The organism is Butyrivibrio sp., from assembly GCF_017433805.1.
GTDB lineage: Bacteria > Bacillota > Clostridia > Lachnospirales > Lachnospiraceae > Butyrivibrio.
In genome coordinates, this window is sequence record NZ_JAFRGN010000013.1 from 350316 (window position 1) to 372512 (window position 22197).

General features: G+C 41.1%; 17 protein-coding genes. All 17 read right to left on the reverse strand.

Annotated features, from left to right (window positions below):
- Positions 1-149: 149 nt before the first annotated feature.
- Positions 150-1313 (reverse strand): ABC transporter substrate-binding protein, encoded by a 1164-nt coding sequence (locus IJI01_RS04975; protein WP_292186941.1) that lies wholly within the window; start codon positions 1311-1313, stop codon positions 150-152.
- A gap of 27 nt (positions 1314-1340) precedes the next feature.
- Positions 1341-1505 (reverse strand): hypothetical protein, encoded by a 165-nt coding sequence (locus IJI01_RS04980; protein WP_292186683.1) that lies wholly within the window; start codon positions 1503-1505, stop codon positions 1341-1343.
- Between the two features lie 169 nt (positions 1506-1674).
- A complete protein-coding gene (locus IJI01_RS04985; protein WP_292186686.1) occupies positions 1675-2976 on the reverse strand; it encodes a nucleoside/nucleotide kinase family protein in 1302 nt (433 codons plus the stop codon).
- A gap of 43 nt (positions 2977-3019) precedes the next feature.
- Positions 3020-4852, reverse strand: a complete 1833-nt coding sequence (locus IJI01_RS04990) for an NAD(P)/FAD-dependent oxidoreductase (RefSeq protein ID WP_292186690.1) — start codon at positions 4850-4852, stop codon at positions 3020-3022.
- A gap of 466 nt (positions 4853-5318) precedes the next feature.
- The gene (locus IJI01_RS04995; protein WP_292186693.1) at positions 5319-6620 is read right to left on the reverse strand and encodes an aminoacetone oxidase family FAD-binding enzyme; all 1302 of its coding nucleotides are present in this window, start codon (positions 6618-6620) and stop codon (positions 5319-5321) included.
- Positions 6621-6622: 2 nt separating this feature from the next.
- Positions 6623-8263: a polysaccharide biosynthesis C-terminal domain-containing protein gene (locus tag IJI01_RS05000; protein WP_292186695.1), complete on the reverse strand. Its 1641-nt coding sequence runs from the start codon at positions 8261-8263 to the stop codon at positions 6623-6625.
- 21 nt (positions 8264-8284) lie between these two features.
- Positions 8285-8788: an rRNA maturation RNase YbeY gene (gene ybeY / locus IJI01_RS05005; protein WP_292186698.1), complete on the reverse strand. Its 504-nt coding sequence runs from the start codon at positions 8786-8788 to the stop codon at positions 8285-8287.
- A complete protein-coding gene (locus IJI01_RS05010; RefSeq protein WP_292186700.1) occupies positions 8772-9983 on the reverse strand; it encodes a hypothetical protein in 1212 nt (403 codons plus the stop codon). Before IJI01_RS05010 ends, ybeY begins: the two co-directional genes overlap by 17 nt.
- Positions 9973-11016 carry a PhoH family protein gene (locus tag IJI01_RS05015; protein WP_292186703.1) on the reverse strand — a complete coding sequence of 348 codons (1044 nt, stop codon included), beginning with the start codon at positions 11014-11016 and terminating at the stop codon, positions 9973-9975. The genes IJI01_RS05010 and IJI01_RS05015 overlap by 11 nt, the downstream gene beginning before the upstream one ends.
- 14 nt (positions 11017-11030) lie before the next feature.
- Entirely contained in the window at positions 11031-11513 is a 483-nt protein-coding gene (gene rlmH, locus IJI01_RS05020; RefSeq protein ID WP_292186705.1) for a 23S rRNA (pseudouridine(1915)-N(3))-methyltransferase RlmH, read from the reverse strand.
- Positions 11510-12517: a hypothetical protein gene (locus IJI01_RS05025; protein ID WP_292186708.1), complete on the reverse strand. Its 1008-nt coding sequence runs from the start codon at positions 12515-12517 to the stop codon at positions 11510-11512. Before IJI01_RS05025 ends, rlmH begins: the two co-directional genes overlap by 4 nt.
- Positions 12518-12723: 206 nt before the next feature.
- Positions 12724-14109: an NADPH-dependent glutamate synthase gene (gene gltA / locus IJI01_RS05030; protein WP_292186711.1), complete on the reverse strand. Its 1386-nt coding sequence runs from the start codon at positions 14107-14109 to the stop codon at positions 12724-12726.
- 32 nt (positions 14110-14141) lie between these two features.
- Complete coding sequence (locus tag IJI01_RS05035; protein ID WP_292186714.1) at positions 14142-15017, reverse strand: sulfide/dihydroorotate dehydrogenase-like FAD/NAD-binding protein; 876 nt, start codon at positions 15015-15017, stop codon at positions 14142-14144.
- Between the two features lie 124 nt (positions 15018-15141).
- The gene (locus IJI01_RS05040; protein WP_292186716.1) at positions 15142-16593 is read right to left on the reverse strand and encodes a chitobiase/beta-hexosaminidase C-terminal domain-containing protein; all 1452 of its coding nucleotides are present in this window, start codon (positions 16591-16593) and stop codon (positions 15142-15144) included.
- A 25-nt stretch (positions 16594-16618) separates the two neighbouring features.
- Positions 16619-17479 carry a bifunctional methylenetetrahydrofolate dehydrogenase/methenyltetrahydrofolate cyclohydrolase FolD gene (gene folD, locus IJI01_RS05045; protein ID WP_292186719.1) on the reverse strand — a complete coding sequence of 287 codons (861 nt, stop codon included), beginning with the start codon at positions 17477-17479 and terminating at the stop codon, positions 16619-16621.
- A 39-nt stretch (positions 17480-17518) separates the two neighbouring features.
- A complete protein-coding gene (locus IJI01_RS05050; RefSeq protein WP_292186722.1) occupies positions 17519-19195 on the reverse strand; it encodes a formate--tetrahydrofolate ligase in 1677 nt (558 codons plus the stop codon).
- Positions 19196-19284: 89 nt separating this feature from the next.
- Positions 19285-22185, reverse strand: coding sequence for an FtsK/SpoIIIE family DNA translocase (locus IJI01_RS05055; RefSeq protein ID WP_292186724.1), 2901 nt, complete (start codon positions 22183-22185; stop codon positions 19285-19287).
- Positions 22186-22197 lie beyond the last annotated feature (12 nt).

Consider the following 22197-nt stretch of genomic DNA (forward strand, 5'->3'; position numbering starts at 1 on the left):
AAAATTAAAATGTGTGATTCTGTAGCAAATATCATGAACATTATTTATGTTCACATGTATAGTGCGGAGTCGGCAGATATAACCCCTGATCTGCCATACCCCGCACAATATCTTTAAACCTTCTCTAAAAAACTAATGCCCCTTTGGAATTATTCCATTGTATCTTCGATATCCTGGATGAACTCGTCAGCTGAGAACTGTCCTGAAACAAGGCCCTGTGACTCTGACTGAATTGCATCGTTAAATGTTGAGTTTGTAAGTCCCCATGTGAACTTTGTTGTTGCTGTGATTGAAGGAAGTGTATCTGAAAGCTTCTTCATCATTGCAGGATACTCAGAGTCTGGCTCTTTACCTGTGTCGATAGCAACAAGTGGATTGTGTCTGTACATAACCTTAGCTTCGCAGTACTTCTCTGTGATAAACTCAGCAACTTCTGCAGCAAGCTCAGCGTTAGCTGAATCTGGGTTTACAGCAAATCCTGAAGATGATCCGCCACCTGAGAATACAGCCTTACCAGCTTCGTATGCAGCAGCATCCTGTGCTGGGTAGAACATCCAGTCAACGTCCTCACCAAGAGTCTTTGTAGCATCTTCGATGTACCACTGACCGTTGATGAACATAGCAGCCTGACCTGAAAGGAACTTCTCAGAAGCCTGGTCATAGTTAGTTGTTGTAGCATCTTCCTGATAGAGGCCTGCAGCAACAAGCTCTTCCATCTTCTTGGCAGCGTTTACATAGCCTTCGTCTGTGATGCTAGCCTTGCCCTCATCAAGAGCCTTGATACCACCCTCTGCATATCTTGTAGCGATTACGTCATATGCAGCAGCTGTGTTCCAGCCTTCCTGACCAAAGAGTGCAAGTGGTGTGATTCCCTTAGACTTGAATACTTCGATGCAGTTAAGAAGATCGTCGTATGTCTCAGGAATCTCGAGGTTGTTCTCAGCAAAGAGTGCCTTGTTGTAGTACCAAAGAACATACTCCTGACCTGAGAATGGGAATGCATAGATGTTGCCATCCTCTGCATATGCAAGATCCTTGTTTGCATCATAGAGCTTATCAAGGAATCCTGTTGACTGTGCTACATCGTTGAGTACCATGATCTGGTTGGACTCACGGAATGTATTGATAATATCTGTACTAGCCTGATAAATGTCAGGGAGCTGACCTGTAGCTGCAAGAGTCTTAAGTGTCTGTCCATCATCCTGAGCCTGAACGATGAGGTTAAGCTCAACATTTGGATAAGCCTCTGCAAGCTGCTCTACAGCGTAGTCATAAGGAACCTTTGTGTCATCATCTGCATACTGTGTGTAGATTGAAAGTGTTACCTTATCGCCTGAAGCTTATGTAGTCTCAGCTGCCTTCTCTTCTGTCTTTGTTTCTGTAGCTTCTGTCTTGGTCTCTGTAGCAGGTGTATCTGTAGTAGCTGGAGCCTGTGAACCACAGCCAATGATAGTTGTTGCTGCAACAGTCAGACAAACAAGAGTACTAAGAATTCTCTTTTTCATAAATAAATACCCTTCCCTTCTCAAAATGAGTTAAGTGAATGATGAGTGCGACTTTTGGAAACTCATCACTTGTTTACAGTACTCATTATAAAAAGGACCCCTATATAAAAAAATGGAATATTCAAAATTGTTTTTGTAAATTTTGAATATCCCATTATAAAAATTCATATTACATTATCTCTGACTCAGTAATTATCTTGTCTGGCTTAATATCGTGAGCTTCTGTGATAATCTCGCATTCAAATATCTGAACGTCATAAGAAAGTGCTATCGTGCTAAGTCCTTTATTATTTGAAAGAAAAGTATCATAGAAGCCGCCATTATAGCCTATTCTGTTGCGTTTTCTGTCAAATACAGTTCCAGGCATTATCACAAGAGTGCTCTCTTCCTGATCATTGTTATATATAACAGAATCATCTGTAATAACCGGTTCTCTTATACCCTGAAACCCTTCTTCCAGATCTTCTATCCTAGTGATCTGAACAAATTTCATATCCCTTGTCTTTCTGGATATAACCTTAGGACAAAAGACCTTCTTACCTTCAGAAAGAGCATCTAAAATAATGTCATCTGTAATAACTTCACTACCCATAGAAGCGTAAACAAGGATGTTACCTGCTTCTTTATATTCAGGCATATCTACAAGCCTTTCAAATATCTTAGAGCTCTTTTCGATGCGTTCTTCTGCAGATAGCTTATCTCTTTTTGCTACAGTAAGCATTCTAAGAGTTGTCTTATCTGAATGATAGTCACCCTGTTCATCCAAAATCAGAGTAATGTCAGCCTTTTGAGAATTAGTTAGACACAGTCTTACATTAGGAATATCACTATAGTCGACAAAGCTTGTTGCAGTTTCTACGCTGTTTCCGCTTGCAGCCTTACGCTCTATAAGACGCTTTCTAAGCATGTTTTCATCTGCGCTTACAAATATAGTCAGATCAGCATATTCTCGCAGATCTCGCCAACCATCCTCATTAAGTAAAAGATAATTGCCTTCAAGGAAAACTATATCTTTTGTTACAGTTACAGCATCATCTACAGGGTTATGAAGCATCCTGTCATATACAGGCCAGCCAACTTTTTCTTTTGACAAAACCTCTTTAATCTTCTGGGTAAAAAGCTTAAGATCGAAGGTTACAGGAGCACCTTTGATCTCAACCATTTTGATTTCTTTGCCGTCACGAATAGTCGTATGACTGGTAAGATAGTCCTGACGTCTGTGGAAGCCATCCATGCCAATAGCCTGAGCATCAGCAAAACACTCATTATCTTCAGATAGCTTTTGAAGAAAACTACATAACGTGCTCTTTCCAGCTCCTGGAGGTGCTGCTATATATACAAGGATTCTTCTTCCCTTTTCCTTTTGAAGCTTAGTTACTCGCTCAAGCAGTGGAAAGAATATCTCTTTTACAGTGTTGTCATTATAGAAGGCATCCACATCAATGCCGTTCATGTTCACATTATAGTTCATAGCTTCTCAATTCTTATACTGATCATTCTTCAATCGTTATTATTTACTTCAAATTGCATGCTACTACGTACTCAGCAACCTTCATTCCATCCATGGCAGCAGACATGATACCACCGGCGTAGCCAGCACCCTCACCACAAGGATAAAGTCCCTTTACATTAACGGACTGGCAGCTATCATCTCTATTGATACGAACTGGAGAAGATGTTCGTGACTCAACGCCTGATACAAGAGCACCATCACAGTTATAGCCCTTAATGGTTCTTCCGAATTTCTCCATACCTTCTACAAAGGCTTCATTCAGATCATCAGTGAGTATTGTGTGAACATCAGCAAATACATAGTCACCGCACATATTAGGTGTATTGTCACCCTTCTTTGGGCCTATTTCAGTCATTATACTATTAGGTTCATTGTCTGATAAAGACTTTATTCCATTGATATTATCCTTTTGGCTCTTATTAGTCTTTACAGAATTCTTGAAATCCCCATAGTATTCTACTGGAATCTTGCCCTGTCCAAGTTCATAAGCTTTTTTCTCAAGGCGCCTCTGGAACTCTACGCCTGACAAAACGTCGTCTCCACCAAAATCCTTGGGATCTACAGTTATGATGATAGCAGAATTGGCATTCTTGCCATCACGCTTACTATAGCTCATACCGTTAACAGCCAGCATCCCTTCTTCTGAAGATGCATTAACTACATATCCACCTGGGCACATACAGAAGGAATACACGCCTCTTCCTGCATCGGTTGTAGCTGTCAGCTTGTATGGTGCAGGTGGAAGTCCCTTAGGATTCTCCGCCCCATACTGAGACAGATTAATAAGTCCCTGTGGATGCTCTACTCTAAAGCCTACTGCAAATGGTTTAGGTGCCATGTCAACAGCTCTTTCTTTTAACATATAGAAGGTGTCTCTTGCACTGTGACCAATAGCAAGAACTACTGTATCACATTCTATGAGTTTTACATCACACTCAGAGCTATTATCATTAGAAAGTGTAACATATTTAACTCCTGCGACCTTGTTTCCGCTAGTCTCTATATCAATCACCTGGCTGTTGAAATGAACCTCTCCGCCACAAGAAATAATCTTCTCTCTCATATTTCTTACAACGTTTCTTAAGATATCAGTACCAATATGAGGCTTAGCTTCGTACATGATATCCTCGTTAGCACCATTCAAGGCAAAGATTCTGAGTGCTTCTCTTCCTCTGCCATCCTTGTCTTTAACCATGGTATTGAGCTTACCATCAGAAAACGTTCCAGCTCCGCCTTCTCCAAACTGTACATTTGTTGCAGTATTAAGCTCGCCAGTCTTCCAGAAGTGCTCAACTATCCTTGTTCTCTCATCAACATCAGCGCCTCTTTCAAGGATAATTGGCTTATAACCATTCATGGCCAGCATATATCCACAGAAAAGTCCCGCAGGTCCTGCGCCGACAATAACCACCTTGTTACTACTGCTCTTTTCACAGGCATCATTACCATCACTACAATTTCCATCTGTTGTATTTGAAAGATTGCATTCTGCATCAGTTGTTACATTATTTTCTTCTAAAGATTTTCTCCTGAGTTTTACCTGTTCATCAAAACTATATTTCTTATCTTCAACGATACTTATATTCTTATCTCTACTCTTCTTAACAACAGAATATTCATCGCACCCCTTAAGAGCCACATCCACCATATATATATGAAAAATATCAGGCTTCTTCCTAGCGTCAATCGAATGCCTGATAATCTCGAATTTCTCTATATTCTCTTCATCTATCCTAAGACTCTTACAGACCTTCTTGGAAAGGATTTTCCTAAGTTCTTCTGATCTATAGTCCTTTCCATCATGCTGTAATTTAATCTGATTTATCCGTACCATAATCTATTCCTTTTTAAACTAATTCTGTTGCCCAAGCTATAACTTTATCTATATCAAGCTATTTTATATGTTTTTAAAGCCTTCTTATTCTCTTAAAAGCTATAATTCAATCTCTTTCGAGGCTTTTTATATGTATCTTCAACTTATAAAATATCTAAAAAAGCTATAATTTACACTATATCAAATACTTTTATAAGCATTTGATTCTATTTTTCTTTCTCTAAAAACATATAAAATATAAAATCTCATACTTCTTATATACTTTCCAATTTTCCAGCTATCCCAAAGAACATATAATATCGGCATTATAAGATAATTTATAGCTACTATGTTAATTGCAGCTTAAATGAGGTATCAACATAATCCAGTAACTGCATTTCACAGTATAACTTCGCCCCGTGAAAGTCGAGATACATTCTCTGTCACTTCCTTTGCATTGTGACATGCTGCGCAGCAGCAGAAGCCATCACAGTGATGCCACAGTTCCAGCAATACTTCCGCTTGTGAAAGCCCACTGCAGATTGTAGCCGCCGCACCTACCGTCAACATCAAGAAGCTCGCCAATTACGAAGATTCCATTGTGGCCATTAACTGTCATATCATCCTTGATATCTCCAAGGCTAACACCACCAGAAGTAACCTGAGCCTGTTGATATCCATAGCTCTCTGAAAGCTTGATCTTATAATTCCTGTAACTGTCAAAAATACTCAGAACCATGCTCTCAGAAATATTCTTCATCTTCATGGAAGCCCCCATCTTCATGCGGGCAATGACCATATCATTGATATTACTGTTATAAAAGCCATTCAGGAAGTCCTTAAGGCTTCTGTCGTCGCGAAGTCTTAGCATCTCTTTCTCAAGAGCCAGGAAGTCATCATCATCGTAGTCTGGAAAGAAGTTGATTGAAACATAGATAGGCTTACCTTCTTCAAGGAACTTAACAATCTTGCCACTAGCCTGCATTACAGGGATTCCAGAAATACCATCCTTGGTAAACTGAAGTTCACCAAATTCTGTTGCAAGAGCTTCTACCCCCAGCATAAATGAAATCTCTGCTGTACATCTGACACCATTTGTCGGCATAGTTTCTGACTCATCACATTTAAAGCCAACAAGAGCCGGATGAGTATCTTTAATAGTCATTCCCAACTGCTTGCAGATATAATAGCCGTCGCCAGTAGACATTGTACTCTTGGCACCACTAAGAGATCCTGTAGCCAGGATAACTTTGTCAGCCTCATAGGAATTCATATTAGTTACAACAGTATATTTTTCACGATTAGGGTCTATCTTGGCACCACGAGTAAGAACAGCTTCAATCTGCTTGGCATCAAGCGCCTTATTATCAGGTTCCATCTCATGAACCTTAACAGACTTAACCTGCTCGCCATAAATAACCTTAACCCCGAGCCTTTTGATCTCGCTCTCAAATGCAGACACAACCGTACTAGCCTGGCCTGACACAGGGTAAAGGTATCTCTCTTCACTTTTTATTACGATACCAAGGGATTTGAAGAAATTGATAACATCAAGAACGCCATAAACAGACAACCATTCCTTCATTCTCTTCTCTGCAGAAAGGTTGTACATCTTCTCGTTCATATCAAGATTTGATAAATTGCATCGTCCATTTCCTGTCATGGAGAGCTTTTTACCAAGCTGTGAATTCTTCTCAATTATGGTGACATCTGCACCATTTCTGGCAGCGTAAATAGCAGCGCACATACCAGCCGCTCCGCCGCCAGCAATTATTATTTTCTTACTCAAAATTATTCCTCATAAAACTTGTCATGCTGAACCTTGGAAGAAAAAGAAGTAAAGAATCTTCCAAGTGGAACCAGCTCAAGCTCATGGGTTCTGATTCCCTTAAGCACAACCATCAATACCAAATAAACTATTACAAATACTATAAGACTAATTACAAGAGTCAGCACCTCACCGATCAGATTGACGAAAATCCTGTCCAAAGCAAGTAGTACAAGACCTGATACGCCAGATGCAAGAAGCGGAATACCAATATTCATCAGCATGTTGGCTCTTAGCTTTAACATCTTGAGTATCATGAACATGCATGAAACATCATATATCAGGAATGAAACAATCTGTGCCAAAACGATTGATTCAATCTTATTACCCATGACAATAGATAGTAATATCAAAAGACCTATATGAACAGCCCATGATATTGTCAAATTAATAGTCAGCAGCAGGCTCTTACCCATGTGATTAAGAAGCCATGATACCAGTACGCCAAGTGCCAGCAAAAGTATCATAATAGAAGCCAGTCTGAAAATACCACTTACTTCACTTGTGCTCTTCCCATAAATAGCAATCTGAATACTGTCAGCAACCACAAAAACTGCTGTAAATACAGGAATCAGAAGCAGGTAAGTAAAATGCAAAAGCTTCTTAAGTCTGTCTCTTGCGCCCTCTATCTCATCTCTCTCAACCCTTGCCATAACCCTGTTCCAGGACTTAATGAAAGGAATGCAGCAAAGGAAAGAAATAAATATCACAAAAGAAACAACTCGTCCGCTATATGCTCCATACCTGGCGATCATATCTACTGTATTATCCGCCTTTATCTGAAGCAGATTATAAACTATATTGTCTACAAGCAGCATCAAAAGCGCGGATGCATACAGATATATTATAGGTCTGATGCTTGTGTAAACATCATTCTTATTATCAAGATATCTTGGTGCACCATTTTTAACGATGCCAGCTATCTCCTTCTTGCGAATGGAATAACTGATAAGTATCTGAAAAAGACCTATCAGCGAACCAATAAGAAGTCCAATCATCATGCCTGATGCGCCATAAATAGCGCTGTACTCATCACCATGGAAAAGATCATTAACCTTCTTACCATAGTTGTACATAAGACCTGAAATAATCCCACCTGAAATAAATGAAGCTATCGAAATAAGCAGGTCAGAAATTACTATTGGCTTGGTGTAGCCAAGTCCTTGAAGGTAGCCTCTTAAAACTCCCTGTGGACATAACAGCACAAGGCTCACAGCCACTATTATCAGCTGGAAATAAACTTTACCTGATCCGAGAACATTTTTAGCTATGCTAAAGCTTCCAAGGCCCAGAATTGCTGCAATAACAATTCCAGCCAGAGAAAACATTCTCATCGATCTCTTCATATTGGTCTCAGCATTAATAAACTGAGATCTTCTGGCACGAAGTCTCACCATAACATAAACTGATTTCTGCGCAGCCAGAACAAAAGATATATATAACAAAAAGAAAAGAGTATTAGGAACTGAACAAAAGCCAGCTCCCTTATCCCCAAATATACGCACTGATATTATGTTAAAAAACATCATAATGCAGATAGACCAGTAAACAGCTGACGTCAAAATGTCAGGTCTGATCCTCTTCTCCTCAGTGTAGCTCTTCATACAACGCTCCCCTAGCTAAAACTAATCTCTGGTAATACCAAGTGATGTCAAAATTTCGTTCTGCTTGCCTTCCATAACAGCAGCTTCCTCTGCTTCCATGTGATCATAGCCACATAAATGAAGCATACTGTGAGCTACAAGGAATGCAAATTCTCTTTTCTCTGAATGTCCGTATTCAAGAGCCTGTGATCTAACCCTGTTCTCGTTGATGACAATATCGCCAAAGCTGATATTCCCTGTGTCAGGATTAAGGAGATCAATTTTCTGCTCCCCATCTATCACAGAAAAATCTCCTGGCTCCTCATAGCTGACGTTAGGAAAAGATAAAACGTCTGTAGGATTATCTATCTGTCTGAATTCATTGTTAATCTCTCTGATGCCCTCATCATCTGTAATTGTGAGGCAAATCTCAACCTCATAAGGGCATTTCTCCTCGTCGAGAACTGCCTGTGCAACTGTTCGTCCGAGTTCTTCAATATCAAAGTCAAAGCGTGCGTCAACTTCATTTTCAACGCAAAAAATCATAATAGAGCTTCTCCTTTTTGAGTATTTTCTTCATCTGTTCATATTCTCTGAATGTAACATCACAGTTCTTAAGCTCGCCGTCAGCCTCTTTTTTCTCAAATACTTTATCAATAAGCTGGTCATAATCAATCTTGGCATCCTTGTTCTGCTTGATAAGGTACATGATAGAAGCAATAACTGTCTCTGTAACATTTATAGTAAGAGCTTCCTTGGATCTGACTGGAGATGAGGAGGGATCAATATACTCGTGCAAAAGAGATATTGCCTCATCAGGGAAATGATGTTCCTCATAAATAGGCTTAACACTTTCCCAGTCCTTCTTGCCCTGTAATATTCCTATTCTGTGATAGTAGGAACAGTTCTTGATGGCTCTGGCATTAAAACCAAGGCCATTGGCTATTCTCTCGGCAAGATACGCTGTGTGAATAGCTTTGAAATAATCATCCTTGTTGTAATTCTTAAGTTCAACAAGAAGTGGATACTCTGTATCATTGATATCCATATACATATCATTGGACTTCCTGATGATATAAACACCAAATATATTCAGGAAAATCAGCAATATGATAAGATTCAGCATCAGGTTCAGAATAGGCAGGATCAGAATATTAAATGATAAGGTTCTGTTCTGGAACAAAACGTTAAACGCTATCAAAAGAACTGCCTGCATCATAAGAGAAATGGCAACAGGGATTCCTATTGAAGTATTCTCTTTAAGGTCTCTGAACATAGAAAGTGCAACGGTTCCAGCAAGCACATACATGAACAGCTCGCCAAAGTGACCATTTTCTTCCAGCATAACAGAAATAGTTACAAGCCCTACTCCGGAAACAAGCCCAATCTCCATGTTGGAAAAAAGCCCCAGAATCACAAACATTGACATATATGGCCAGAACTGATTAGGCACAAGACCGAAAAGACAAGCCAGCAAAAGGAAGCTGGAATAAACAACTATAAATCTGTCCTTGTGTTTGTAATTGTCATATGAAAAGCCCTCTTCGCCTCTGCTGATGGCGTCCATTAACATAAACAAAACTGTACCGGTAATGATAAGAGAAACTATGGTGTTTCTCAAAATGGCTTCGTAACTCTTCCCTGTCAGAAAAGAAAACGCAAAAACACACAGTCCTGTGAGCAAGAACATTCCGCCATAGCAAAGTCTAAGCTTTAAACTAATTTTGTTCTCACTTTCCATCTCTAGGTTTTCTCTCCAATTTCTGAATTGATTTCTTTTTCTGCTTGTTAGCAGCCTTCTTCTCATAATCCTCGTAGGCCTTAACAATCTTCTGAACAAGTGGATGTCTTACTACGTCACTACTTGTCAGTGTGCAGAAGGCTATATCATCTATTCCCTTGAGGACACTTTCTGCCACGTCAAGTCCAGACTTCACATCTGGAGAAAGGTCCTTCTGAGTAGCATCACCAGTGATGATAACCTTGGAACCAAAACCAATTCTGGTAAGGAACATTTTCATCTGTGCAGGAGTTGTATTCTGAGCCTCATCCAGAATAATAAATGCATTATCTAGTGTTCTACCTCTCATGTACGCAAGAGGAGCAACCTCTATAAGGCCCTTTTCCATGTTCTTGATAAAGTTCTCTGTGCCCATAATCTGGTACAGAGCATCGTACAACGGTCTAAGATAAGGATCAACCTTGCTCTGAAGGTCACCTGGCAAAAAGCCAAGCTTCTCACCAGCCTCTATAGCTGGTCTTGTCAGAATGATCCTGCTGACTTCTTCTCTCTGAAAAGCTGTTATAGCCATGGCCATAGCAAGATACGTCTTACCAGTTCCTGCTGGTCCCAGACCAAATACAATCATCTTATTTCTGATAGCATCAATGTATTTCTTTTGTCCTAGAGTCTTGGGTTTGATAGGCTTACCAGAAATGGTATGACAAATAACGTCCCTGTCTATATCTACAAGCACGTTATCATTTTGACTTTCTTTTGTTTTGACTGAATCTTCCTTAAGAGAAATGGCGTAATCTACGCTCTGCTCCTCTATGCTGGTGCCACGTCTGGAGAGCTGAACCAGTTCTCTTATGATACTGGAAGCTTTAGCTGCTCCCTCCTTGTCACCAATTATATGTAGCTCACCATTTCTATCAATGATCTCCACGTGGAGGCTCTTCTCAATCTTGCGAATATAGCTGTCATTGCCCCCAAATATATTCCTCTCATCATCAGCTGTAAGAGCTAATGATAACTCTGTAATCTCACTCATCCAACATTCCCCAATTATTTATGATAAGGTTCACCACGATTGATACGATATCCCCTGTAAATCTGCTCCAGCAGAATCACGCGCATCATCTGGTGCGGAAAAGTCATATCTGAAAAACTGATCTGACTGTTTGCCTGTTTAAGCACTGATTCGTGTATTCCAAGGGATCCACCTATAATAAACTGTATGTGGCTCACACCAGATACTCCCTTATCCGCAATAAACTCAGCAAAACCTTCTGATGAATATTTCTTACCACCAATAGCAAGAGCACAGACATAGGCTGAAGGGTCGATATTCTGCAGAATCCTGTCGCCTTCTTTTTTCTTGATCTGCTCTTCAATGGCTGGTGGCGCATTATCAGGAGTTTTCTCGTCCGGTACCTCTATGATATTTATTTTACAATACCTGGACAATCTTTTGGAATACTCTGCTATAGCATCATTCCAATATTTTTCCTTGATCTTGCCTACGCAAATAATACTTATTGTACTCATTTAGCTATAGTACCACCTGTAATAATTCCAGAAACACCGTTATCAACAGCCTTGTTTTTAACCATCCAGATATGATTATCAATGTTTTCTCTCTCGCTAAGTGTAGCGATTCTGCCCTTGGAATCCTCAGAAGTATTAAGAACCTGTACCCAGTTACCCATATCGCAGGTTCCAAGCCATTCCTTGGTATCATAGTTATTATCTACAGTAATAATGTACATCTCGCCGTTATAATAGCCGTTAGCGAAGTATCCAATAGCATTCTGAAGATAAAGATCAGCACTGTTCATGTATTCCTGATTATAGTCATAGTGCTCCTGTCCACGTCCGTTGGGCATGTCGTCAAGCCACTCTCCGAAATACATATGCTCTTTAACTACATACTCACTGTATGAAGGATAAAAAGATATCCACTTGCCGTCTCCTGATCTGACTCCATCCTTCCAATGTCCGTAGTAATACTGATCATTAGCATATACTGCAAGCCCTATTCCATCAGGCTGTCCATTTCCATTAACTTCACCGTGATAATAGAAATCCTTGGTTCCATCTAGTGAAAAAGACATCGCTTCAAATCTCTCGAGATGTGCAAGATCTCTTACAGCATCCTCATTACCGGCTTCAAAGTATGTAAACATCTCCTGAAGCTGAGCATCCCTGTCATACTTAAGAGTCTTGTATACATCCTTAAGTACTGCCCCCTTTGTCTCATAGAAGCTGTTACCTGAAACTGTTCCCTTCTTGGAATTAACATATTCTGAATAAGGCACAAATGATGTACTCTCAGTTGCTGCATCGTCTACGCTTACATCTGTAGATGCTATACTTGATGCCTCTGTGCCTTCTGCAAGGTTAGATGCATATTCAGCTATATTGTCATTTAATTTCTGCTCATCATCCTTAGAGCCTGTTCCTGATAATGCAAGGAACAATATCAGTATCAATAGTATAAGTCCTGCAATCCCTGCAGTAATAGCAATTTTAATTTTTTCTTCTCTGTCCATTTCCACTCTCCAAACATTTTTTATTGTATCATATTTATTCCTCTATTTCTCATACTACATGAGAATTCTTAAGATTTACCGTCGAAATTTCTTAAGATTTTATGTATGTCGTATTTACGTTTATATACGCACTTTTATTCACACACAAAAATAAGATGCCTATTTCTAGACATCTTATCATAATAAAAAGTGTTTAAACTGTCTGATTATTTGTTGGAGAGGTACTCATCAATACCCTTAGCAGCTGCCTTACCAGCACCCATAGCAAGGATAACTGTTGCAGCGCCTGTAACAGCATCTCCACCAGCAAATACGCCAGGCTTAGATGTCTGTCCGTTTTCTTCCTGAGCAACGATACACTTTCTGCGGTTAACTTCAAGTCCATCTGTTGTAGAAGAAATAAGTGGGTTAGGTGATGTTCCAAGGGACATGATTACTGCATCACACTCAATCTCAAACTCAGAACCAGGAACCTCTACAGGGCTTCTTCTTCCTGACTCATCAGGCTCACCAAGCTCCATTCTGATACATGTGATACCTGTTACCCAGCCGTTCTCATCAGCATGGATCTCAACAGGGTTTGTGAGAAGATCAAAGATGATTCCCTCTTCCTTAGCATGTCCAACTTCTTCCTTACGTGCAGGAAGCTCTTCCTCACCACGACGATATACAACGTGAACTTCTGAGCCAAGACGAAGAGCTGTTCTGGCAGCGTCCATAGCAACGTTACCACCACCAACTACAACGCACTTCTTAGGTCTCATGATAGGTGTTCTTGAATTCTCATCAAAAGCCTTCATAAGATTGCTTCTTGTAAGGAACTCGTTAGCTGAGAATACCCCCATTGCCTGCTCACCAGGAATGTTCATGAATCTTGGAAGTCCGGCACCTGAGCCAATAAATACTGCCTCAAAGCCCTCTTTTTCCATAAGCTCATCTATTGTAACTGACTTACCGATAACAACGTCTGTCTCAAGCTTAACGCCAAGTGACTTAACGTTCTCGATTTCCTTCTTAACTACAGCATCCTTAGGAAGACGGAACTCAGGAATACCATAAACAAGAACTCCACCTGCCTCATGAAGAGCCTCGAAAATTGTTACATCATAGCCCATCTTAGCAAGGTCTCCAGCACATGTAAGTCCTGAAGGGCCTGATCCGATGATAGCTACCTTCTTGCCTTTCTTCTCTTTAGCGCCTTCTGGCTTGATTCCGAGCTCTCTTGCTGTATCAGCAACGTATCTCTCAAGCTTACCGATTGAAACAGCATCGCCCTTGATTCCTCTTACGCACTGACCTTCACACTGGCTCTCCTGAGGACATACACGTCCGCATACAGCTGGAAGTGCACTTGACTTACTAATTGTCTGGTAAGCGCCCTCTACATCGCCTTCCTTAACCTGCTGGATAAATGCAGGAATATCAATTGATACAGGACAACCCTGAACGCATTTAGGGTTCTTACAGTTGAGGCAGCGCTGTGCCTCGCTTTCAGCTTCTTCTTTATTATATCCAAGGCATACTTCCTGGAAATTTGTAGCACGAACCTTGGCATCCTGCTCACGAACAGGAACTCTTACAAATCCATCCATCTGAATTCTCCTTACTATTCTATATTATGCTATTAGTTGCAGTTGCCGCAGCCGCCGTGGTGAGTATCACCTTCCTGAGCCTTGAGCATAAGTCTTCCTTCTTCAGTTTTGTACAGCTTCATTCTGTTCATAGCCTGATCAAAGTCTACCTTATGTCCGTCAAACTCTGGACCATCTACGCAGGCAAATTTAACTTCTCCGCCTACTGTAAGACGACAAGCACCGCACATTCCAGTACCGTCAACCATAATAGGGTTCATGCTGACAATAGTAGGAATTCCAAGTTCCTGTGTAAGTTTGCATACAAATTTCATCATGATCATTGGTCCGATTGCTACGCAGTGATCATACTTGTTACCTTCATCCCAAAGGTCCTGAAGAGCCTTGGTAACCATACCACTTCTGCCATAAGAACCATCATCTGTTGTGATGTGAAGGTTACATACTTTTTTGAATCTATCCTCAAGGATAACGAGATCCTTGGTCTTAGCACCGATAATAACGTCGCAGTCTACGCCCTGTTCCTTGAGCCACTTAGCCTGTGGATATACAGGAGCAGTTCCTACACCACCTGCAATAAATACGATTTTCTTTTTCTTAAGCTCGTCAATGCTCTCCTCGCAGAGATCTGAAGGCTTACCAAGAGGTCCTACAACATCAGCAAGACTATCACCAGCCTTAAGCTTACCAAGCTTAAATGTCTCAGCACCAATAGCCTGAACTACGATTTCAACAGTTCCCTTTTCTCTGTCGTAATCGCAAATAGTAAGAGGGATTCTCTCGCCCTCCTCGTCTACACGGATAATAAGAAACTGTCCGGGTAAACACGCCTGCGCTACTCGTGGAGCTTCTACTATCATCTGAAATATGTTCGTAGCCAGCTCATTTGCTTCCAAAATCTTGAACATAACTGTCCTCCTACCAACAAAATATAGTAATTTAAATTGACCTCAATGAAACAATAATATATGAATGCGCCTAATATTTCAATCTTTATTTCTTTAAATCGTTAAAGTAATTAGTACGCCGTTTTTATCTGTTTGATATCTTGATAAGCGTGTACTTGCCACTGGAATCATAGCCCAATCTGTTAACAGAACCATCATGGGTATTAACAGCATACAAAAGACCTGTCGGATTAGAAACGCCATCATTGGAAACATGGTTCTCTACAACAACGTAATATTCGCCGGCGCCTTCAATTTCTATCTCTGAATTGTAAATATATTCGTTATGTCCCTCTATGCCTCTGACCTTACCTGTGTTATCCAAAAGGATATCCAGTCTTACAAGAGTGGACACAAGACTATTAACAGCCTGTTCCTTGGAAATAAGCCTTGTAAATACAAGGTGATAATCCCTTTCGACTATCTCACTCGTCATGCCTTCCTCGTTTATAGCCACAAACTTGTAATGAGAGGTTCCAACAGGCATTGTAATAGGTGAAATATACTGCTTGGAATCTATAGTTGGATCCGAACCATCAGTAGTATAAAAAATAGTACATCCGGCATCAGCAACAGCAACTATCATAGTATTCTGAGCGTAGTCGCCACTTGGTTCCATGATCTCAGGAGGTGATGGTATGCCTTTATTTATCACGTACTTTTCTTCTGTAACAGCACTGGAAATACCATATCTGTTAAAGGTAGCAGCCTTGATCAGATACTCGCCCTCTTCATCAAGAACTATCTCATTTTCATAGAGAATACTTGATTCATTGGGATCTCCATCATTAACTGTGTAGTATGTGATATCACCCTCATTCTGAGACTGTGGCAAAAGAGCTACAACAACAATATCATCGTACTCTCCGCCAGCCATGCCCATCTGCGGCGCTTTAGGAATATATTTATTCCTAAGCTCCTGCGCAAGTGAATCATCTGTTCCGGATAAAAGCTCTGAAATCTTGTCGTAAGCCTGTTCCTGCTCATAAATAGATATCATGCTCTCATAAGCTGCAATAACCTTATCATCTGTAAAAAGACCTGAATCGGTAATTTTCCTGAGCGCTTCCACTGCCTTGTCGGAATCGCCCATTTCCAGGTAATAATCAGATAACCTATATATCAGATCTGTGTTTTCAGGAAGATTAGTATTGCCTTCTATCAGATATTCAATAGCTTTATTGGTATTACCTGAGCTTCTGGCCTTATCAGCTCTTCTAATGTAATAGTAAGATGATTTATCACTAAACAAAGTAAATAGAGTTACTGCTAAAAGAATAACCAAAACTGTTCCGAAAGCAGCAAGAAACACAAGGCGCCTTTGATGTAACATCTCCAAAAACTCCCTGCGTTTACGAAGTCTTTCTTCTCTCATACGCTCTTCTTTATTGAGCTCGTCTGCAACAGAAGAAAGAGTCTCATTTATTTCGTTCTCTACTTCCGGTTCGAATTCCGGAACGAAGTTTATCTCTGTGCCACAATGGTCACAGTACATATGTCCTTCCGGAATTTCGAAACCACAATTAGGGCATTTCATTCAGCCTTAATTCTCCTCATATAGCTTACTTAAGTTTTCTTACAGCTGCTTCATAGCAGTTATTCATGAGCATAGCAATTGTCATAGGGCCTACACCACCGGGAACAGGTGTAATGGCGCCAGCAATCTCACTAACCTCATCATATGCAACATCTCCGCAAAGCTTGCCATCAGCATTTCTGTTGATTCCAACATCAATGACAACAGCGCCCTCCTTGACATAGTCCTTAGTGATCACACCAGCCTTACCAACTGCTGCAATAAGAATGTCTGCTCTCTTGCATACTTCAGCAAGATCTTTTGTCTTGGAATGAGCAACTGTTACAGTAGCATTTTCCCTGAGCATCAGAAGCGCCATTGGCTTGCCAACAATATTGGATCTGCCAACAATAACACACTCTTTACCTGCAATATCTATCTTGCCATCACAACCTCTTTTAAGAAGCTGGATAACACCTGCAGGTGTACAGGATACAAAGCCTTCCTCGCCAATGCAAAGAGCACCAACATTCATAGGATGGAAGCCATCAACGTCCTTGTCAGGGCTAATAGCATCGATAACTTTTTTCTCGTTTATATGCTTAGGCAGAGGCATCTGTACAAGAATACCATCGACATCTTCTCTACCATTTAATTCATCAATAAGCTTAAGGAGTTCTTCTTCAGAAGTATCCTCAGGAAGCTCGTAGGATAATGAATTATAGCCAATATATTCGCAGGCTCTTTTCTTGTTTCTGACATAAACTTGAGATGCAGGATCTTCTCCTACAAGAACAACTGCAAGAGTTACCTTAACTCCTTTTTCTAAAAGAGCTGCTGTCTTAGCTTTTAGCTCATCCTTGATCTGAGCGGATATAGCCTTACCATCAATAATCTGGGCGCTCATAAAATTCCTCCATGTAAATATATGTTTAATCTAAATCACTTAGAAAAGTCCCGTGATCTTGCCATCCTCATTAACATCAATGTCATAAGCAGCTGGATGTTTAGGAAGTCCAGGCATAGTTACGATAGCACCAGTAAGGGCTACTACAAAACCAGCTCCAGCAGATACATAAACTTCACGAACCTGGATCATGTAATCCTTAGGTCTACCAAGAAGATTAGGATCATCTGACAGTGAATACTGTGTCTTAGCCATACATACAGGAAGCTTACCAAAGCCCATCTCCTCGATCTTAGCAAGCTGTCTTGCTGCAGGACCTGAGAACTGTACGCCATCAGCGCCATAGATCTCCTTGGCAACTGTTGTGATCTTATCCATAAGGCTAAGGTCATCTGAATAGATAGGAGCAAAGTTGCTTGGCTTATTCTCGAGAGTATTGATAACCTCTTTTGCAAGAGCCTCACCACCTTCGCCGCCTTTTGCCCAAACTTCTGAAAGAGCAAATCTGCAGTCTCTCTCTTCGCAGAACTGTCTGACGAATTCTGTCTCTGCTTGTGTATCTGTAAGGAATGAGTTAAGTGTAACTACTACAGGCACGCCATATTTCTGAATGTTCTCAATGTGCTTCTCAAGGTTAACAATACCCTTCTTAAGAGCATCGAGGTTCTCTTCTCCAAGGTTCTTCTTATCAACACCACCGTTGTACTTAAGAGCTCTGATTGTAGCAACAAGAACTACAGCATCAGGCTTAAGTCCAGCCATTCTGCATTTGATATCAAGGAACTTCTCAGCTCCAAGGTCAGCGCCGAAACCAGCCTCTGTTACAGTGATATCCGATAAGCCAAGAGCTGTCTTGGTAGCTCTTACTGAATTACAGCCATGAGCGATATTAGCAAATGGTCCGCCATGAATGATAACCGGGTTATGCTCAAGAGTCTGTACAAGGTTAGGCTTGATGGCATCCTTCAAAAGAGCTGCCATAGCACCTACAGCATTGAGCTGACCTGCAGTTACAGGCTCACCATCTCTAGTATAAGCAACAATGATTCTTGAAAGTCTCTTCTTGAGATCGTCCATATCATCTGCAAGGCAAAGGATTGCCATGATCTCAGAAGCAACTGTGATTACAAAGTGATCCTCTCTTGGAACACCATCTGCCTTGGCGCCAAGGCCAACAACTATATTTCTAAGAGCTCTGTCGTTCATATCTACAGCTCTTTTCCAAATGATCTGTCTGGTATCTATGCCAAGTTCATTACCCTGCTGAATATGATTATCAATTATTGCAGCCAGAAGGTTGTTGGCTGATGTGATCGCATGGAAATCACCTGTGAAATGAAGGTTAATATCCTCCATAGGAACAACCTGAGCATATCCGCCGCCAGCTGCTCCGCCCTTAATACCAAAGCAAGGGCCAAGTGAAGGCTCTCTAAGAGCGATAACTGTCTTGTGGCCAAGTCTGTTAAGTGCATCACCAAGACCTACGCTTGTAGTTGTCTTACCTTCTCCTGCAGGAGTAGGGTTAATGGCAGTTACAAGGACAAGCTTACCGCGCTTGCCTGACTGAACCTTTTTAATATAATCCTCTGAAAGTTTAGCCTTATATTTTCCGTAGTATTCAAGGTCGTCCTCTTCGATTCCCAGTTTAGCAGCAACGTCCCTGATGTGAAGCAGTGTAGCTTCCTGTGCAATTTCGATATCACTCTTTACAGCCATGAAATCTCCCTTTCTGCGAATAACGCATAAAACTCTTTCCCTGTTACTTATATCTATAAAATCCCCTTGGGAATCATATAGCAAAAATATTATCCAGCCTGTGAGTTAAGATATTCCTCAAACTGTGATTTGGTCATGAGAACCTTTCTAGGCTTAGTGCCTTCCTCATCACCTACAACTCCAGCCTCGCAGAGCTGATCCATAATTCTGGCTGCTCTGTTAAAGCCAATCTTGAAGGCACGCTGTAGCATACCGATGGATGCCTTCTCTTTTTCTATGATGATATTTCCTGCCTGAACAAAGAACTCGTCTCTGTCCGAATCAGAGCCACCGCCAAAACCAGCACTTCCACCTGAGCCCATGCTCTGCATGCTATTGATCTGGCTCTCCACATCCTCACCGTAGGATGATTCAATGTTCTGTCCCCTAAGGAAATCTGTAACTGCCTGTACTTCCTTGTCTGATACGAAAGCTCCCTGAACTCTGGCTGGCTTGGTATAACCCTGAGGATAGAATAACATATCTCCTTTACCGAGAAGCTTCTCAGCACCATTAATATCCAAAATTGTTCTGGAGTCAACACCACTTGATACAGCAAATGCAACTCTACTTGGCATATTGGCCTTAATAAGACCTGTGATGACATCAACAGAAGGTCTCTGGGTAGCAATAATAAGATGAATACCCGCAGCACGAGCAAGCTGAGTAAGTCTGCAGATTGCATCCTCTACTTCGTTAGCAGAAACCATCATAAGATCTGCAAGCTCATCTACGATAACAACAATCTGTGGAAGTACCTGCATTTCAGGATCATCACTATCCTTGGCAAGCTTATTATAGCCCTTGAGATCACGAACTCCCTTATCGGCAAACTTCTTGTATCTGTTGGTCATCTCAGCAACTGCCCAATTGAGCGCAGCTGCAGCCTTCTTGGGATCTGTAACAACAGGAATCATCAGATGTGGAATTCCGTTGTAGACGCTAAGCTCAACGATCTTAGGGTCTATCATGATCATCTGAACCTCCTCAGGCTTGGCCTTGTAAATAAGGCTCATGATGATTGTATTAATACATACTGACTTACCTGAACCTGTAGCACCGGCAATAAGAAGGTGTGGCATCTTGGCAATATCAGTTACTACTGTCTTACCTGCAATGTCCTTACCTACAGCAAAAGCAAGCTTACTCTCAAATTCCTTGTACTCAGAGGACTCAAAAAGGTCTCTAAGTGCAACAGCCTGATTCTCTTTATTAGGAACCTCGATACCAACGGCAGCTTTACCAGGGATAGGCGCTTCTATACGAATATCCTTGGCTGCAAGATTCATCTTGATATCATCTGCAAGGTTAACGATCTTATTAACTCGTACGCCTGCTTCCGGCTGAAGCTCAAATCTGGTAACCGCAGGGCCCTGGCTGATATCTGTTACTGTTACGTTAACACCAAAGGTCTTAAGTATTTCCTGAAGCTTAAGTGCTGTCTCTTTAAGAGTTCTTGCTGAGTCAGCGTTTTTATTTCTGCTTCCTTTCTCCAAAAGATTTATTGGAGGAAATTTATAGGCCTTAGGAATAGCCTTTTTGTGGGCCTCTATTTCTTTTTCCATTCCAGGACTTGTGGTATGCGGTCCAGGTCCTACAGAAGATACGCTTGAAGGAGCTGCATTATTGATCCTGGATTCTGCACCGGCGCTTCTTGATAAATGATCCTGAGCATGGATCACATAATCGCCGTTCATACCATTACCAATATTCTCAGCGTGGATAGGCACATCTGGCAGGATATCATCTTCAAATTCGTAAGATCCTGCTCTGGCTACAAGCTTGCTGCCTTTTGATGGAGTAGGCTCTGAACTGTTATCCATATCAGCATTAACCGGATTAGGCATGGCATGACTACTGATAGGGATTATATTGCCGCCTGAGGATACCTCGTGAACATCATTATATTCGTCTGTAATATCATCATCCTCGTCTTCATCCACATCATCATAGCCCATTCCATGAATGACTGGGCCTGTTCTGAGTACATGCTGTCCATCAGGTTCGATATCTGTTTCTATGCCCTTATTGAGAATGATCTCGTGAATATCATCTCGGATCTCATCCTCTGGAATAAATACGTTTTTGCTATTGGAAGGATCAAGCTCTGAACGTACAACTGGTGCTTCATCTTCTTCCTCAGCCTTATCAAGAGAAGTATCAAGCATGACTCCGCTGACTTTTTTCTCCATGCGAAGGATTTTCTCATCCTCTTTCTGCTCAATAGCCAGTCTCTTTTCTTCCTCGATTCTGGCTCTTCTCTCTTCCATCTTCTCACGGCGCTTCTCAGCGTAGTCTCTATAGTTCTCTGTCTCCTGTCTGGTCTTCTCAATGAGCTTTTTGCCGCCCTTTTTAAGTCCACCAACAAAAGAATGCTGTGTAAAGACTACAAGGCTGGCAATTCCCAATACCAGAAGCAAAAGAGCTGTTCCAACAAGGGATAAATATTTATAACACAAATAAGCCAGTGAACCAGCAAAGAATCCGCCGCCGTTGTGGCCCATGCTGGCTTCCTTGTAAATAGTCACAAGATCATAAGCCTCAGCACCCTGAGGTCTTCCAGTGATAAGCTCAGCAAGCATGCCGATTATCAAAAACAAAACTATACCTGAAATAATCTTCCGAACGGAAGCATTAGAACCAAAATTAGCTATACCGATAAGTACAGATACAGCGGCCACTATAGGCGCAATATAAGCAGTAAAGCCAAAGAGTCCAAACTGAACTCCACTTACAGCGCTGCCAAAGCTGCCACAGATTCCAAAATTGCACAAGAAAAGAAAGATTGCCAGCGCAATCGCCGCAATTACAACAATCTCACTCTTAAGAGAATAATCTATCTCCTCTTCCTGTACAGGTCTTCTCTTGGGACTTCTGGCGCTGGAATTGCTCCTCCCATTACCCCTGGTAGACTTTCTATTAGTATTTCCCCTCTTATTAGCTGTTGCCATTTTTTACCCACC